17 protein-coding genes are annotated in these 15,740 nt (G+C 29.7%); 4 read left to right on the top strand and 13 right to left on the bottom strand.

Features of this window, described 5'->3' with window-relative positions; translation table 11 throughout:
* Window positions 1–75 precede the first annotated feature (75 nt).
* Window positions 76–1,518 carry a sodium:solute symporter family protein gene (locus HMPREF9630_RS08460; protein ID WP_009528067.1) on the top strand — a complete coding sequence of 481 codons (1,443 nt, stop codon included), beginning with the start codon at window positions 76–78 and terminating at the stop codon, window positions 1,516–1,518.
* Window positions 1,519–1,804: 286 nt separating this feature from the next.
* On the opposite strand, the gene HMPREF9630_RS08455 is transcribed toward HMPREF9630_RS08460, so the two are convergent.
* Window positions 1,805–2,686, bottom strand: a complete 882-nt coding sequence (locus tag HMPREF9630_RS08455; RefSeq protein WP_009528066.1) for a LysR family transcriptional regulator — start codon at window positions 2,684–2,686, stop codon at window positions 1,805–1,807.
* 337 nt (window positions 2,687–3,023) lie between these two features.
* On the opposite strand from HMPREF9630_RS08455, the gene HMPREF9630_RS08450 reads away from it, so the two are divergent.
* Both HMPREF9630_RS08450 and HMPREF9630_RS08445 read left to right on the top strand, forming a co-directional pair.
* The gene (locus HMPREF9630_RS08450) at window positions 3,024–3,881 is read left to right on the top strand and encodes an aldo/keto reductase (RefSeq protein ID WP_009528065.1); all 858 of its coding nucleotides are present in this window, start codon (window positions 3,024–3,026) and stop codon (window positions 3,879–3,881) included.
* Window positions 3,882–4,042: 161 nt separating this feature from the next.
* Window positions 4,043–5,146, top strand: coding sequence for an alpha/beta hydrolase (locus tag HMPREF9630_RS08445; protein ID WP_009528064.1), 1,104 nt, complete (start codon window positions 4,043–4,045; stop codon window positions 5,144–5,146).
* A 270-nt stretch (window positions 5,147–5,416) separates the two neighbouring features.
* On the opposite strand, the gene HMPREF9630_RS08440 is transcribed toward HMPREF9630_RS08445, so the two are convergent.
* The 12 genes from HMPREF9630_RS08440 to HMPREF9630_RS08385 all read right to left on the bottom strand — a co-directional run bounded on the left by HMPREF9630_RS08440 (window position 5,417) and on the right by HMPREF9630_RS08385 (window position 14,311).
* Window positions 5,417–5,953, bottom strand: a complete 537-nt coding sequence (locus HMPREF9630_RS08440) for a chromate transporter (protein ID WP_009528063.1) — start codon at window positions 5,951–5,953, stop codon at window positions 5,417–5,419.
* The gene (locus tag HMPREF9630_RS08435) at window positions 5,926–6,453 is read right to left on the bottom strand and encodes a chromate transporter (protein WP_009528062.1); all 528 of its coding nucleotides are present in this window, start codon (window positions 6,451–6,453) and stop codon (window positions 5,926–5,928) included. The genes HMPREF9630_RS08440 and HMPREF9630_RS08435 overlap by 28 nt, the downstream gene beginning before the upstream one ends.
* Window positions 6,454–6,698: 245 nt before the next feature.
* Window positions 6,699–7,481: a phosphatidate cytidylyltransferase gene (locus HMPREF9630_RS08430; RefSeq protein WP_009528061.1), complete on the bottom strand. Its 783-nt coding sequence runs from the start codon at window positions 7,479–7,481 to the stop codon at window positions 6,699–6,701.
* A gap of 2 nt (window positions 7,482–7,483) precedes the next feature.
* Window positions 7,484–8,212 (bottom strand): isoprenyl transferase, encoded by a 729-nt coding sequence (locus HMPREF9630_RS08425; RefSeq protein ID WP_009528060.1) that lies wholly within the window; start codon window positions 8,210–8,212, stop codon window positions 7,484–7,486.
* Between the two features lie 142 nt (window positions 8,213–8,354).
* Window positions 8,355–9,143 (bottom strand): ribonuclease HII, encoded by a 789-nt coding sequence (locus HMPREF9630_RS08420; protein ID WP_009528059.1) that lies wholly within the window; start codon window positions 9,141–9,143, stop codon window positions 8,355–8,357.
* Window positions 9,144–9,150: 7 nt separating this feature from the next.
* Window positions 9,151–9,519 (bottom strand): fluoride efflux transporter FluC, encoded by a 369-nt coding sequence (locus tag HMPREF9630_RS08415; protein ID WP_009528058.1) that lies wholly within the window; start codon window positions 9,517–9,519, stop codon window positions 9,151–9,153.
* Window position 9,520: 1 nt separating this feature from the next.
* On the bottom strand, window positions 9,521–9,949 hold the full coding sequence (ruvX, locus tag HMPREF9630_RS08410) for a Holliday junction resolvase RuvX (RefSeq protein ID WP_009528057.1): 429 nt from the start codon (window positions 9,947–9,949) through the stop codon (window positions 9,521–9,523).
* Window positions 9,950–10,172: 223 nt separating this feature from the next.
* Window positions 10,173–10,433: an IreB family regulatory phosphoprotein gene (locus HMPREF9630_RS08405; protein WP_009524607.1), complete on the bottom strand. Its 261-nt coding sequence runs from the start codon at window positions 10,431–10,433 to the stop codon at window positions 10,173–10,175.
* Between the two features lie 107 nt (window positions 10,434–10,540).
* On the bottom strand, window positions 10,541–11,770 hold the full coding sequence (locus tag HMPREF9630_RS08400; RefSeq protein WP_040465238.1) for a peptidase U32 family protein: 1,230 nt from the start codon (window positions 11,768–11,770) through the stop codon (window positions 10,541–10,543).
* Between the two features lie 199 nt (window positions 11,771–11,969).
* The gene (locus tag HMPREF9630_RS08395; protein ID WP_009528056.1) at window positions 11,970–12,623 is read right to left on the bottom strand and encodes an O-methyltransferase; all 654 of its coding nucleotides are present in this window, start codon (window positions 12,621–12,623) and stop codon (window positions 11,970–11,972) included.
* Between the two features lie 17 nt (window positions 12,624–12,640).
* Entirely contained in the window at window positions 12,641–13,678 is a 1,038-nt protein-coding gene (gene mltG / locus HMPREF9630_RS08390; RefSeq protein WP_009528282.1) for an endolytic transglycosylase MltG, read from the bottom strand.
* 12 nt (window positions 13,679–13,690) lie between these two features.
* Window positions 13,691–14,311 carry a helix-hairpin-helix domain-containing protein gene (locus tag HMPREF9630_RS08385; RefSeq protein ID WP_009528055.1) on the bottom strand — a complete coding sequence of 207 codons (621 nt, stop codon included), beginning with the start codon at window positions 14,309–14,311 and terminating at the stop codon, window positions 13,691–13,693.
* Between the two features lie 255 nt (window positions 14,312–14,566).
* Between HMPREF9630_RS08385 and fba the strand changes: the two genes are divergently transcribed.
* Window positions 14,567–15,430 (top strand): class II fructose-1,6-bisphosphate aldolase, encoded by an 864-nt coding sequence (gene fba / locus HMPREF9630_RS08380; RefSeq protein WP_009524612.1) that lies wholly within the window; start codon window positions 14,567–14,569, stop codon window positions 15,428–15,430.
* Window positions 15,431–15,740 lie beyond the last annotated feature (310 nt).

Here is a 15,740-nt window from a genome sequence, read left to right as displayed (position 1 = left end):
TTGATTTAGTACAAATTTGTAATAAACAATCCGTCATTTTACCAAATATCCGCCTAAACAAAAGGAGTTGTTTTTATGAATGCAAATGTAATGGTTGTAGCAGTTGTAATAATCTATCTTCTTGTAATGCTTGCTATCGGTTACTACTCTTCCAAAAAAATCACCAGCAATGAAGATTTTATGGTTGCCGGAAGAAATTTAGGACCTATACTGCTTGCAGGTACACTTTCAGCTACTGAGATAGGTGGAGGTTCTTCGCTTGGCGTTGCTGAAAAAGCCTATGGAACATGGGGGCTGGGAGCATCATGGTATGTTACCACTATGGGTATAGCTTTTGTTATCTTATCATTTGTCGCACATAAGTTTAGAGCTGCGGAAGTTAAGACTGTGCCTGAATATTTTAGGAGGAGATATGGTCGCTCGGCAGGTCTTATAACTTCGATAATAATGTTACTTCCACTTGTAGGTCTTACAGCATCACAATTTATTGCATCAGCAACTATTGTTTCGGTAATGATTGGTGTAAGCCCTAAAATTGCAGTTACCATAGTAGCATTGGTAGTAACAGTATATGCTATCATGGGAGGTCTTTGGGCGGTTGCTCTTACAGACTTTGTACAAGTATTTTTAATTGTAATCGGAATGATGTTAGCTATACCATTTTCACTAAAATTAGCAGGTGGGATGGATAATGTAATAGCTAACGTTCCACCTGAAACTATGAGTTTGTTTAGCGGTATTAAAGTTTCTACTATTGTCGGTTTAATAATTATGTACATAGCTTCCTTTACTGTAGGACAGGAAGCTGTATCAAGATTTTATGCCGCAAAGAACGGAAAAGTTGCAGTACAAGGTTCTATAATTTCAGCTATAATAAACTTTGTTTACGCATTTATACCTACAATACTTGGTATAACTACATTGGCCTTAGTAAATATGAACAAACTTGACAGTGCTGTAATAATGAAAGATGGCGCGAGATATGCTTTACCACATCTTGCCATGAATACAATGCCGGCAATAATTGTTGGACTTTTGTTTTCAGGTATAATCTCAGCGACAATGTCATCTGCCGACTCCGACCTTTTAGGTGCTGGTTCAATATTCGGCAACGACATCTACAAGATATATATCAATCCTAAGGCTACCAGCGATCAAGTAATGAAGACTACAAAGATAACTATGATAATAGTGGGTATATTAGGATGGGTAATAGCAATTACCAATACGGGTAACCTTATAACAATTCTTATGTTTTCATTTACACTAAGAGCTGCCGGAGCATTTTTTCCGTACGTTTTTGGACTTTATTGGAAAAAATCTTCACTTCAAGGGACAATCGCATCTCTTATTTCTGGAAGTATTGTGGTAGTTCTCGTTGAAAGAAAAATAGTAAATTTCTTCGATTTGGATCCTATAATTCCGGGACTAATTGTTAGTTTAATCTTTTTCATAGGTTTTACTTTGTTAATGCCAAGCAACAGAGAAAACTGCGACTTACTACCTGAAGATGAGTAATTTAATACAAAATATATAATCCACTGAGAAATCGGTGGATTTTTTTGTGTAAAGAAAACCCCCCGCTATGCGGGGGAGTTCAAAAAAGGCTATGCCTATGAGTGTACAAAAAACTCCCTTTGATTGTTCTTTGTAAGGCAACTTTGTTTTTCTTTCTGCTTAGTTTATTTCTTATAATTTTTTTATTTCGTATTTTTTATCAATTTTTATCATTTATTATAATCATTTACACTATTTTCTAATAAAATTATGGATAACTTATAAGTGATTTAAAAAAGTGTTACACTTAACTTGACAATATATAATTATTAAATTTTGTAAATATATCTAATGAATTAAATAATTTTTCGAGTTTTGAGCGATTATTTGATAGACAGCATAAGTAAAATGTAATTGTAGCATCATTATCTGAAAAAGGTATATTTAATCTGTTTTCTTGTCTTGATGGTTCAAAGCTAAGACTAATATTGCTTGAAAAAGCGGGAAAATTTGACGAACGTGCTATCTCTCCTACTGCGTCTAAGTCATTTTGAGTAAAAAATCTTGAATTGGGCATATTTTTGCGGACTATGTCCTCCCATATTCCGACCTTATCGTACATTATAAAGTTTTGACCGTCAACTTCTTTAAAAGAAACGACTTCGTACTTTGCAAAGGGATGATTCAAAGTAAGATTGATATTTAGCTTCTCGGTGACAAATTTTACAGAAAAAATTTTTTCATCTTCAACAGGCTTAGTAAGTATAATTAAAGAAAAAGTATAGTTTTTAAGTCCATGTATCAGATTTTTTTCCGTATCCATGCAAGATGTAACATGGGTATTAGGATAGAGTTTTGAGATATGGGCTGGGAGTAGATAAAGTGGACCTGGTGCACAGCTTCCTATTGAAATAGTAAGATTTTGCAGGTCAAATGCCCTGATGCTTTCAATCATCTCTTTTTCACTGTCCAAAATTTTCTTTGCATATTGAGCAGCTAATACGCCGTTTTCATTTAAGTTGATACGATTTTTCTGCCTGTCAAAAAGACTTACCTCCAAGATTCCTTCTAATTTTTGCATGGATCTTGACAGGGACGGCTGAGTTAAGTGTAATTTTTCAGCAGCCAAGGTTAAAGTCTTGTGTTCATATACTGCATATAGGTTTTCAAGAAGGTATAGTTCTATCATGATGTTAACTCCTTTTAATACTATATACTATTTGTTTAATCTATGGATAATTTTCATCAAGTATTTAATTTAAACAACAAATTATTTATTGAATTATTAGTAAGTTTCTTAAATATATTATCCTTTATTCTATTAAATTATAGTATTAGCTTTTTTCTATGTTCAGATAATTATGACGTAAATTATTTTTCAGTATGCGTTATAAGTATAGCACATTTCGCTAACGGCATTGTACTTTTTTGAAAATATTTAATATAATTGTCACAAGAAATAAGAAATACGATTTAAAGAATTTAGAAATTGAACATATTAAAAAAATATTTTTAGGAGGTCAACTATGGAATATGTAGTTTTGAGAAATAAGGAAAAGATGCCTATTTTAGGATATGGAGTGTTTCAAATTGAAAATGAAAAGTGCGAACAATTGGTGCTGGATGCACTTGAAGTGGGATATAGAAAAATTGATACAGCTCAATCATATTTTAACGAAGAGGCTGTGGGAAGAGCAATAAAAAAATCAGGGATTAATAGAGAAGAAATATTTATAACTTCCAAAGTATGGATAGACAATTACGGATATGAAAAATGCAAAAAATCAGTAGAAGAGTCTTTGAAAAAGCTGCAAACCGACTATATAGACTTGATGCTTTTACATCAACCGTTTTCAGATTATTATGGAGCTTACAGAGCCTTGGAGGATCTCTATGAAGAAGGTAAAATAAGAGCTATAGGAGTATCAAATTTTTATCCTGACAGACTTGTAGATCTCGTATCATTCAGCAAAATACCGCCTATGGTCAATCAAATTGAAACTCATGTACTCAATCAAAGACAAGAGGATAAGAAGTGGATGGATAAGTACAATGTGATACATGAGGCTTGGGCACCTTTTGGAGAAGGTAAGGGAAATCTGTTTGAAAATGAAATTTTAAAAAAAATCGGAGAAAAATATAATAAGACTACAGGACAGGTAATGCTTAGATGGAATATACAACGTGGAATATCAGTTCTACCTAAAACTGTAAGCAAGGAAAGGATGCTACAAAATATAAGTGTATTTGATTTTAGTCTTACGGATGAAGATATGAAGGATATTTCAGATTTGGATACTAAGACAAGTTTGTTCTTCTCACACTATGATCCAAGTATAATTGAATGGTTTGTCAGCCTTGTAGACGAAAGAAGGAATAATTAAAAATAAGAAGCTAAACATATATTAGAAACTTTAAAAGAATATATGACTACAGGAAAATATAATATAAAAATCTTATATAAAGACAAAGATGATGTTAAAAAATGGTTGAAAGAAATTGGATTTTAGTAGTTAAAATAAAAAATTTATCAGGAGGTTTAATCATGAACAGTTTAAGAAATAAGATAGTTGCATTCTCACTTGTTACAATGATGGCTGTAGGAAATATAGGCGCAATAAATGCACAAACTTCAGCTAACACTAAGCTAAAAATAAAAAAGGAAAGCCTTACAATAGTAGATCAAGGTATGTTTTCGGCAGGAGGAATAGTAGTGAAGTCTGAAGGAGAATTCGATCCTAAAAATCAATGGGAAGAAAGCGGAAAAGGTCAGACTAAACATGCCGACCATGCAAATGTATTCTACCAAATACCCAAGGATGAAAAAGGTCTACCGATGGTATTTCTACATGGATACGGACAATCAAGGATGTCTTGGATGACTACTCCTGACGGAAGAGAGGGTTGGTCAGATATGTTCCTTAGGAAAGGTCATAGTGTATTTTTGATTGATGAACCAAGGAGAGGAGAGGCAGGTCAAACATCAGTTGTAGGACAAATCAGCGATAAGACTCTTGATCAAAGATGGTATACTCAATTTAGAATAGGAAAGTGGGTAAATGGTAAGTCTGTTCCAAACAAATGCTCACAATTTGCCAATGATGATAAGTCTGTAGATCAATTTTTCAGACAGATGACGCCTGATACAGGTATGAAATCTGATATGGGAGCAGACTTTGACAAAGAAGTAGTGGCAAAAGCTGTAGCTGCCACAATAGATGAAGTGTTTGAAAAGACAGGTAAAAAATCTATACTTGTAACACATTCACAAGGCGGGGGACCTGGATGGACTGCAACAAAGTATACAGATAAGATTGCGGCTATAGTTGCTATTGAACCAGGTGGAGCACCCGGAAAAGAAACTGATGATTTTAAATCTGTAATAAATAGAAAAATACCAGTAGCCTTTTACTTTGGAGATTATATAGATAATGGGGATCCTTCTATTCAAGCTACAGGAATGTGGAAAGCTATGAGAGAAACAACATATCAATTCACTAAAGACTATAATGCACAAGGTGGAAAATCTATAGTGTATGACCTACCAAAAGAAGGAATAAATGGAAATGACCACTTTATGTTTCAAAACTTAAATAATGGCGTTATAGCAGACCATATAGAAAATTGGATAGTTGAAAATGTAAAATAATTTTAAAAAATATATTGAAATTGATAATAGTGTAATATTATACAGTTGTATTTTTTAAACACCCTATCACAAATTTGTTTTTATATTTGTTATAGGGTGTTTGTTATATATTATGTTTATCATAAAAGTAAATAGAATAATAGATATTTCTGTTTTAACAATTTATTAACTAAAGTAAAATTAAGTATACTTAAAATAAGTACCTTATATAAATGTATTCATTGATTAAATAGATATTAGTATTAAATAAAAACAATTTTTCAATTTTTACTACAATATTTTTAAATATGTCAATATAATACCTAAAAAGCCAAACATGAATATCACAAGTATTGGATGGAATTTTTTTGAGCATAGAATTATAAAGGATATTATAAAAATTATCAAAGATTTGATATCTAATATACTTTGTTGAAAGGTTGATAGAAAAGCTGAAAATATAAGTGCTACAGTTACAGGTCTTATATGATGTAGTATGTTTTCTAAAAATTTGGAGTTTTTATATTTATTTAAGAAAAGACTCGCCAAATTCATAAATATAAATGGACCTGAAACTATTCCAAGTGTTGCCAAAGCTGCACCTAATATACCTATATGTTTTAATCCTATGAATGTTGCGGCATTTATAGCTATAGGACCAGGGGTTATTTGAGATATGGCGAGAATATCCAAAAACTCATTATATGTAAGATAGTGAGCACGTTTAATAATTTCTTCTTCAATAAAAGGCAACATCGCATACCCTCCACCAAAGCTTACAGCACCTATTTTAAAGAATATTAAGTACGTTGAAATAAGTGTGTGCATATTCCTACTCCACCTCCTAAGGCTATTGTCCAAAGCGGATTTATATTCAATACGAATACCAATAAGAAAGATATTAGTATCAAGCTGTAATATACATAGTTTTTGTCTATTTTTTTAAATATGGATATGAAAGAGATTGCTAACAGTGCCGGTACAACAGCACTCACACCGTTAAAAAATCCACGAACAATTTTAGAACTTTTAAATGTTACATAGAAGAAGCCTACAACTAATATGCTTAAAAAAGACGGCATTATGACTCCTATCAGGGAAAACACACTTCCCCAAAAACCGTTAAGCCTGTGACCTATAAGCAAGGATATATTTACTGCTATAGGACCTGGAAAACTTTGGGCAACAGATACAAAATCTATAAATTCGTCATCAGTAATAAGTTTATTTTTCTCAACAAGTTCTTTTTCAATTATCGGTATCATAGCATAACCGCCACCAAAAGTTACAGCACCGATTTTAAAAAAAATCAAAAAAAGTTTAATCATAACATAATCCTTAAAATTTGTATTTCTATAAAAACATATATTTGAATTAATACTAAACGCTATTGTAAATTATAAAATTTCTAAATAATATATAATTTGCGCTCTAAAAAAATAAAATTTTAAAAATATCATTATAATGTGGTTTTAATTAGTATTTATTATAATAATTTTTTGTAGAAACTTTTATGTTAATATAGTAAAAAATTATTGTGTGTATATAACTTATAGTAAATTCAAGTCTTATTTTAAAAATTGAAATTATCAAATAACATAGCAGTTATATATACATAAGATGCTGTAAATATTATTGAGTCGGCTCTATCTAAAATACCACCATGACCGGGGATTAAATTTCCGTAATCTTTTATTTGCATTTGTCTTTTGAAGGCGCTTGCGAATATATCTCCTATTTGGGATACTATAGAACCTATAATTGCAAAAGGTATTATAATATAGCCCATATCTTGATGATAAAAATGTGCATATAAATAGCAAGCCAATAAACAAAATACAATGCCGCCTATGGCACCTTCTATAGTTTTTTTAGGGCTTAGATTTGGTGACAGCTTATGTTTTCCAAAAAAATATCCACTAAAGTATGCAAAGGTATCTGTAAACATAGATATTATAAAAACATACCAGAAAAATTTTGGATATTCTTCTAATAACAGATATATATAAGACATGGATATACTTACATAGCAAAATGTGAATATACTTAAGGCGGCTTCAAAAGGTTTTATTTTTTCAAGTACAACCATAGCACCTTGTAAAAATAAGAGTATAAAAATAAATGCTATTGTGAATTTTTCTTCATTTTTGTAAACTGCGAGCATTTGAAAAAAAGTCATAGTAAATAAAAGAAATTTCGTCTGTTTTAAAGAATACTCTTTAAGAGCGTTGCAAAACTCGTTTATTCCTATTAAAGCACAAAAAAATGTAAATATAGCAAGATAATATCCGCCTTTTATAAGTATGAATATCAATAAAGGCAATAAAACTATTGCAGAAATAATCCTCGTTTTCAATTTTATATACTATCCTTTCCTATATTTCCAAATCTTCTTTCTCTGTTTTGATATGAATATATTGCTTTGCACAGTTCTTCGCTGTCAAAATCAGGCCAAAGCGTATCGCAAAAATAAAATTCGCTGTAACTTGCTTCATACATCATAAAATTCGACAATCTCTGTTCTCCGCTCGTTCTGATTATAAGATCAGGATCAGGCATAAACGAAGTGTAAAGATAAGATTTAATTGTATCTTTATTGATATCTTCAACAGATATGTTATCTTTTATAAGATTTTTTATTGCGTTGGCGAGATCATCTCTGAATCCGTAGTTGAGTGCAAGTGTAAGTGTGACGCCGGTATTGTTTTTAGTAGTTTCCATAGATTTTTGCAATTCTTCATACGGTTTTTCAGGCAATTTTGTTATATCGCCGATTGTTTTTATTCTAACATTGTTTTCGTGTAATTCTTTTAATTCATTTTGTAAATATGTAACTATCAAACCCATTAAAACGCTGACTTCATCTTTAGGTCTTGTCCAGTTTTCTGTTGAAAATGCGTATACTGTGAGATATTTCACGTTTAATGTGTTACATTTTTTTACAATCTCTCTTATTGCTTCTACACCTGCTTTATGTCCGAAGGTTCTTGGCATAAATCTTTTTTTTGCCCAACGTCCGTTGCCGTCCATTATTATACCTATATGTGTAGGAATATTTGATAAATCCAATTTTTCTTCAAAGCTCATAATTACTCCTAATTTTAGCAGATTTAATACCAATATAGTTGACAAAGTAAATATAAAAAACGTCATATATTTTTATTGATGTATTATATTTATTATTTAATATATATTGGCTATAAATTAAAAATGCTTATTGTAATATTTTTTAAATGATGTTTTTTAAAAAACTTTGTCTATGAATAGGACAGGGACCATATTTTTTTAGTGCATCTATATGTTCTTTTGTTCCATATCCTTTATTTTTTGAAAAATGGTATTGTGGATATATTTTGTCATATTCTATCATCATTTCATCTCTTGTAACTTTTGCTATTATACTTGCTAAAGCTATTCCGAGTATCTTGGAATCACCTTTTATAATGGCTGTCTGATCGATATTTATATCTTTTATTATTTGATTGCCGTCGATAAGTATATGTTCGATGTGTTTGCCGAAATTATAGGCTACATTTGACATTGCTTTGTAAGTTGCATTAAATATATTTAATTCGTCTATTATGTTGTTATCCAGTATTTCTGTTTTATATTGTATATTTTTTTTTATGATTTGTGAATATATGTCTTTTCTTTTTTCTTCGCTTAATTTTTTTGAGTCATTTACATAAAGTATATTCGGATTTTTTTCAAGCATTACTCCACAGACTACAACAGGTCCTGCAAGAGGACCTCTGCCAACTTCGTCCAAACATAATACGTTATTTATATTATCACTTATCTTGATATTTTTCTCATATTCATACATATCTTGTATTCTTAATTTTTCTTTTTCTAATTTATCTAATTTTTTAGACATTGATATACCTATATTTTGTATAGACTTTTTTTCGCTTAAAGAAAATTGATTTATATAGTATGGATATTGTTCAAATTCTATATTAGAAACAAAATCTTTTATAAATTTTGAGTTTTGTTTTAATAATTCGTTTATTTCCATTTTTCACCTATTTTATAGAACTTATTTTGTTTGCTACATATATGCCTATAAGCATAAATATAATTGAAATTGATATACTTGCGAAAAAATATATAAAAGCAGCCATATATTGTTTTTTTATAAGCAGGTTTACTATATCTCCTATAAATGTGGAAAATGTTGTAAATGCACCTATTATTCCAACAGTTACGGCTTTATGAAGTAAAGAGGAGGTTATGAGTTGATTTGCATTTAAAGTATTGATGAATCCCAATGCAAATGAGCCTGATATATTTATAAGCATAATAGAGTATATTCCGATATTAAGTATATTTATAAATAGATATCTGAGTGATACTCCAAGCATTGCACCTATTAAAATTAATATAAGCTGCATATTATATTATTCCGTTTTCTTTTCTTTTCAGATATGTTTCGAGTATATTTACAGCTGCGACGGTATCAATAAGACCTTTCTCTTTTATTTTTTTCATATTCATATGTTTTAGACTGCTTAATGCCATTTTGCTTGTGAGTCTTTCGTCAATATAGACTATTTCTATATCTTGTTTTTTTGCCAATATTCTTTCTACAAAGGTTTTTGTCCAACTTGCCTGATCACCTTCGCTGTCATTCATATTTTTAGGAAGACCAACAACAACTGTTTTTATTGAGTTTTCGTCTATTATTGCTATTATTTTGTCGATTTGTTCTTCCAAATTTTTGCTTCTTATAGTGGAATGTGGTTGTGCAGTTATTTGCAATAAATCAGTTATTGCTATACCTATTTTCTTCTTGCCTACATCTAAAGCTAATATTTTTTGCATAATTAATTCCTATATTTTATAAAAAATTTTAGTTTAATAAAAAAATTATCTGATGTTATTATCTAATAAAACAATGGGTAATCGAAATTTTTTAATAAATCAAAAAATAATTTCATAAATAGTGAAGATGTCCATTTTTTAAAAGGTATCAGTATGAAAATTAAAAATAAGATTGATTCAAATATGGTGAAACTGAGTTTATTTTTTGCTTTTAAAATAAATATCAGTTTCTATCTAAATAATCTTTTATTATCATCTCTAATAAATCATCACGTTCGTATTCTGTGATTATTGAACGTGCATTTTTATGATTTGTTATATAAGTAGGGTCTCCTGAAAGCATATATCCTACAATTTGGTTGACACTATTATATCCTTTTTCTTCAAGTGCATTTTTTACGTAGTCGATGACTTCTTCTCTTGTCATTTTTTGATTGTCTTTTTTACTCTTGAACATCATTGTAAAATCCATATTTTCTGACATTGTAATCCTCCTTTTTTATATAGAAAATTAAATTTATTACGTTTACATTATAATACACTATTTATATTAAAATACAAATAACAATTAATTTGTTTGCTTATTTTTTATTATTTATCAACTTTTTTTCTTAAAATATAATCTTGTTTTACATCTATTCCTAAATCAACATATACTACTTGCATAGGTATGTTTGAACAATCCATATCCTTTCCATCTAAAGATGTTATTGATTTTATGGTTGTTGTTGTTGTAGGAAAATTTGGACCTATTATTTCTATTTCGTCATTTTTGAAAAATCTGTTTTTTTGTCTTACTTTGCAAAGCTTGGTGTTTTCATCATAGCTTAGTACATTGCCTATTATGTCATAAGTTCTTATATATGAGCCTGAACCGTAATTTTGTGAATTTGACGTATCTTTTGAGCCGTCAAAGAATGCTGTTGTAAAATCTCTATAGCTTGCTTTTTGTACTTCATCAAGCCATTCCTGTTTGAATTGCCAAGTGTCAGGATTTTCATAATATGAGTCTATTGCCATACGATAAGCTCTTACAACTACTGCCACATAGTATGCTGTTTTTATTCTGCCTTCTATTTTCATTGAATCTACACCTGATTCTATTATTTCCTTTGTATGTTCTATAAGGCATAGGTCTTTTGAGTTAAAAAAATATGTTCCTCTTTCATCTTGCTCTATTGGGAAATATTCTCCAGGTCTTTTTTCTTCAACTAATGAATAGTTCCATCTGCATGGTTGAGCACAAGCTCCTTTGTTTGCATCTCTATTTGTCATGAAATTGCTCATGAGACATCTTCCTGAATAAGAAATACACATTGCACCGTGTACAAACATTTCAATTTCAAGATCAGGGCAATGAGTTTTTATATCTTTGATTTCTTTCATGGACAGTTCTCTTGCAGATACTATTCTGCTTATACCTTGTTTGTGCCAAAAATCTGCTGTAATGTAGTTTGTGGTATTTGCCTGTGTGCTTAAATGAAGTTCCATATCAGGTACAACTTCTTTTGCGATGCTCATAAATGCCGGATCGGCAACTATTATAGCATCTACGCTTAATTTTTCAAGTGATATGAAATATTCTTTAACTCCATTTAAATCCATATTATGAGGTATTATATTGCAAGTTACATACACTTTCTTACCTCTTGAATGTGCAAACTCTATACCTTCTATCATTTCTTCATCTGTGAAATTTTTTGATGCGGCTCTAAGACCGAATTTTTCACCACCTATATAAACCGCGTCAGCACCATATATTATAGCTGTCTTTAATTTTTCCAAATCTCCTGCAGGTGCGAGTAATTCTATTTTTTTCATATATTTTATATGGTGTAAATTATTACACCACAATCTCCCTTCTATTAAATCATTATACGTGTGTAAAATGTAGTTTTTATAGTTATTCGCAACTATATATTATATTGCAATAATATAGTTATATTTCCATACTTTATGTTCATAGATATGTTTTTTCTTATTTTGCACATCTCTATATTAAATCATAATTGTATAATTTTTATTTAAAATATATAACAAGCAATCCGTCTCCAAGCGGAAGCATATTATATGATATATCTTTGTTTTTTTTAATATTTTCTAAAAATCTTGTCATTTTGTCATATATAGTTTTTTGTCTTTTTGGAATACCCGATCTGTCCATACACAGATAACCTTTAAAAAGGGTGTTGTCACATATGACCACTGCATTTTTTTTCAATTTATTTAATATTAAGCTGAAAAATTCATCATAGTGACTTTTTGAGGCATCTATAAATACAAAATCGTATTTTTGGTCAAGTGATGGTATTATATCCGATGCGTTACCTAATATGACATTTATATTAGTAAGTGAAAACTTTTTGATATTTTCACTTGCTATATTATACATATTTTCATTTATTTCTAATGTGTCGATATGCACATCATCATTTAAAACGGATGACATAAATATTGATGAATATCCTATTGCACAGCCTAATTCTAATATTTTTTTGGGTTTTGTTATGTTTAAATAAGTTTTGAGAAAATTTTCAACATCTTTTTTTATTATTGGGATATTATTTTGCTCTGCAAAAACTCTAAGTTCATCTATAATTTTATTTTCTTTTTTATTAAATTCATCTATATATTCAAAGATTTGTTCATAAGTTACATCGTTTATCTTATACATCAGTTAAGTACCTCTTTTTAGTATTCTCCGTATATATCTTTTGTTGCCTTCAAGTGTTCATCATATGTTCTGGAAAAAACGTGAGAACCGTCTTGTTTTGCCACAAAAAATAAATAATCGGTACGTTTATAGTTTTTTACAGCATTAATTGAAGAGATAGTAGGTGTGCATATGGGTGTAGGTGGAAGGCCTGCATTTATATATGTGTTGTATGGGGATTGCACCTGAGTATCTTCATATGACAATCTTTGTTTATGAATTCCTAAAACATATTCTACTGTTACACATGATTGTAAGGGTATACTGTTTGTCAATCGGTTTATGAATATACCGGCAATGATGTCCCTTTCACTATTATCAGCACTTTCTTTTTCAACTATTGATGCAAGTGTAATTAAATTATTCAAATTCTGAATGTTTGGATTTATATCATTTATATTTGAAAGTACAGAGTTTTCATCAAATATTTTTTGTGTCTGTGATAAAAACATAGATATTATTTCAGTTTCAGAAGTACCTTTAGGTATGAAATATGTTTCAGGATACATAAAACCTTCAAGGCTTTGTATACTTTCATCTTGTAAAAAAGTGAATTTGTCTGAAAAATTAGCCTTATTTTCAGTTAATTCTATGAAAAACTCTTTGTTTACAAGTCCTTTTTCTTCAAGTAATTCGGCTATTTGTTTTATGCTGTATCCTTCTTTTATAGTCACTTTTTCACCTATAGGTCTGCCGCCTGTATTGAGTGATTTGAGTATTTCTTCCAAACTTTGAGATTTTGAAAATTCGTATACCCCTGATTTTAGATTACTTAGATTATTTGTTTTTGCATAGTACAAAAAATATTTGTCATTTTTTATAAGATTATGAGATTTTAGGATTTTTGCTATTTTTATTGAACTTGTGCCGTCATCTATCTGTACTTCTATTTTTGTAGTATCATTTTTGTCTACAGGTGATTTGAGAGTGCGAAAATATAGTATACCTAAAATAATAAGTATTATTATGATTGTTAGAAATTTTAAAATATTGTTGTTTTTTCTTTTTTTTCTCAATGTGAATCCTTTCTATTTTACGGTTATAAGATCTTTTATCTGTTCAAATTTTTTTTCACCTATACCGTTTATATTTTTTATATCATCTATGGATTTAAAATTACCGTTTGTTTCTCTATATTGTATTATTTTTTCGGCTGTTTTTTCTCCGATTGAAGGCAACGAAATGAGAATAGTTTTATCAGCTGTATTTATGTTTACAAGGTTGTTGTTTTGTAAGGATTTGTTATTTGATGAGGTATTCAATTGTAAGTTTTCACCAATCTTAGGTATTACATAGTGATCTTCATCTTTAAGCAATAATGCAAGATTTACAGCGTTTTTATCAGCGTTTTCAGTCATTCCTCCGCATTTTTCAATAGCGTCTATAAGTCTATCTCCGTCTTTCATTTCAATAACTTGTGGATTTACAACTTCTCCGCTTATATATACCACTACTTTTTCATTTTTAACAGCAGCACTGTCTTGTTCAATAACAGCATCATTATCCTCTGCTTTAATTTTTTCTGAAATTTTAGTATTTTCACTTTTATCAAGCAGTATATCGGAGCTTTTTGTTGAATGAAAAATTATCATACCTAAAGACAAGATTATTGAGATTGTAATTATAATGATAATATCTTTTCTTTTCATAAAAACCGCCTTTAATAAAAAAATAAGTTTGTAAATTATAAAAAATAAATTCAAAGAAACCCGATAAAAAATAAAGTTATTAAATAGAATTATAGCAAATTTTGTGATATAATAAAATAGACAAAATATAATATCTTAGATTTATACTATTATTTTTATAATGCTTTTTACATAAATTTGTATAATAGTATTTATTAACGGGTATTTAGTGAATGTAAAATTTTTAAAATTTATATTTTACTTTGGAGGTAAATAATGTTAGTTTCAGCTGAAAAAATGTTAAAAGAAGCCGTAGCAGGCAAATATGCGGTAGGTCATTTCAATATAAATAACCTTGAATGGACAAAAGCGATACTTCTTACAGCACAAGAAAATAATTCTCCTGTGATACTTGGTGTATCTGAGGGAGCCGGAAAATATATGTGCGGATATAAGACAGTAACAGCAATGGTAACAGCTATGTTGGAAGAACTTAACATAACAATACCGGTAGCTCTCCACCTTGACCACGGTTCATATGAAGGAGCAAAGAAAGCGTTAGAGGCGGGATTTTCATCAATAATGTTTGACGGATCACATTATAATATAGAAGAAAATATAGAAAAAACAAAAGAAATAGTTGCACTTTGTCATTCAAAAGGAGTATCTGTTGAAGCGGAAGTAGGGGCAATAGGCGGAGAAGAAGACGGTGTTATAGGTTCAGGTGAAATAGCAGACCCGAATGAATGTAAAAAAATAGCAGATTTAGGAATAGATATGCTTGCAGCAGGAATAGGAAATATACATGGAAAATATCCTGCAAATTGGGCAGGATTAAGTTTTGAAACTTTGGCAAAAATTAAAGAGCTTGTAGGAGATATGCCTATAGTTCTACATGGCGGCACAGGAATACCTGAAGAAATGATAAAAAAAGCTATATCTTTAGGAGTTGCCAAGATAAATGTAAATACAGAGTGTCAATTAGCTTTTGCTGACGCTACAAGAAAATATGTAGAAGCAGGAAAAGATTTGGAAGGCAAAGGATTTGATCCGAGAAAATTATTAGCACCTGGAACAGAAGGAATAAAAGCTATTGTAAAAGAAAAAATGGAAATATTCGGTTCAATAAATAAAGCATAAAATATTTTGCTCATACACATCTTGCTTAAAATCTAAAAAATACTTGATTTTTAGACGATTTTTTGATAGAATATAAAAAGAGAAAGTTTAACTTGAATAGTAAATGACTCAGAGTGGGTAAAGACCCACTCTTTATTTTTAGGAAAAATCAGATGTATTTATTGGAATTTAAAGTGTTTTATAAAATTTAACAAATTTTTAAGCAATACCAATATCTGAATAAAAATAATGAATATTTTCAATTTATAATCATCAAGAAACTAATTATTATTTTTTATAGTATCAGTTAGTCAAATATATTAGTATAGTT

The sequence above is a fragment of the Peptoanaerobacter stomatis genome (assembly GCF_000238095.2).
Classification (GTDB): Bacteria; Bacillota; Clostridia; order Peptostreptococcales; family Filifactoraceae; genus Peptoanaerobacter; species Peptoanaerobacter stomatis_A.
This window is presented reverse-complemented; position numbering and strand designations above follow the sequence as displayed.

Bases quoted from the DNA above. Each gene is read 5' to 3' on its own strand.
- HMPREF9630_RS08460 (WP_009528067.1), top strand. From the start codon at position 76: ATGAATGCAAATGTAATGGTTGTAGCAGTTGTAATAATCTATCTTCTT.
- HMPREF9630_RS08455 (WP_009528066.1), bottom strand. From the start codon at position 2,686: ATGATAGAACTATACCTTCTTGAAAACCTATATGCAGTATATGAACAC.
- HMPREF9630_RS08450 (WP_009528065.1), top strand. From the start codon at position 3,024: ATGGAATATGTAGTTTTGAGAAATAAGGAAAAGATGCCTATTTTAGGA.
- HMPREF9630_RS08445 (WP_009528064.1), top strand. From the start codon at position 4,043: ATGAACAGTTTAAGAAATAAGATAGTTGCATTCTCACTTGTTACAATG.
- HMPREF9630_RS08440 (WP_009528063.1), bottom strand. From the start codon at position 5,953: ATGCACACACTTATTTCAACGTACTTAATATTCTTTAAAATAGGTGCT.
- HMPREF9630_RS08435 (WP_009528062.1), bottom strand. From the start codon at position 6,453: ATGATTAAACTTTTTTTGATTTTTTTTAAAATCGGTGCTGTAACTTTT.
- HMPREF9630_RS08425 (WP_009528060.1), bottom strand. From the start codon at position 8,212: ATGAGCTTTGAAGAAAAATTGGATTTATCAAATATTCCTACACATATA.
- HMPREF9630_RS08420 (WP_009528059.1), bottom strand. From the start codon at position 9,143: ATGGAAATAAACGAATTATTAAAACAAAACTCAAAATTTATAAAAGAT.
- HMPREF9630_RS08415 (WP_009528058.1), bottom strand. From the start codon at position 9,519: ATGCAGCTTATATTAATTTTAATAGGTGCAATGCTTGGAGTATCACTC.
- ruvX (WP_009528057.1), bottom strand. From the start codon at position 9,949: ATGCAAAAAATATTAGCTTTAGATGTAGGCAAGAAGAAAATAGGTATA.
- HMPREF9630_RS08405 (WP_009524607.1), bottom strand. From the start codon at position 10,433: ATGTCAGAAAATATGGATTTTACAATGATGTTCAAGAGTAAAAAAGAC.
- HMPREF9630_RS08400 (WP_040465238.1), bottom strand. From the start codon at position 11,770: ATGAAAAAAATAGAATTACTCGCACCTGCAGGAGATTTGGAAAAATTA.
- HMPREF9630_RS08395 (WP_009528056.1), bottom strand. From the start codon at position 12,623: ATGTATAAGATAAACGATGTAACTTATGAACAAATCTTTGAATATATA.
- HMPREF9630_RS08385 (WP_009528055.1), bottom strand. From the start codon at position 14,311: ATGAAAAGAAAAGATATTATCATTATAATTACAATCTCAATAATCTTG.
- fba (WP_009524612.1), top strand. From the start codon at position 14,567: ATGTTAGTTTCAGCTGAAAAAATGTTAAAAGAAGCCGTAGCAGGCAAA.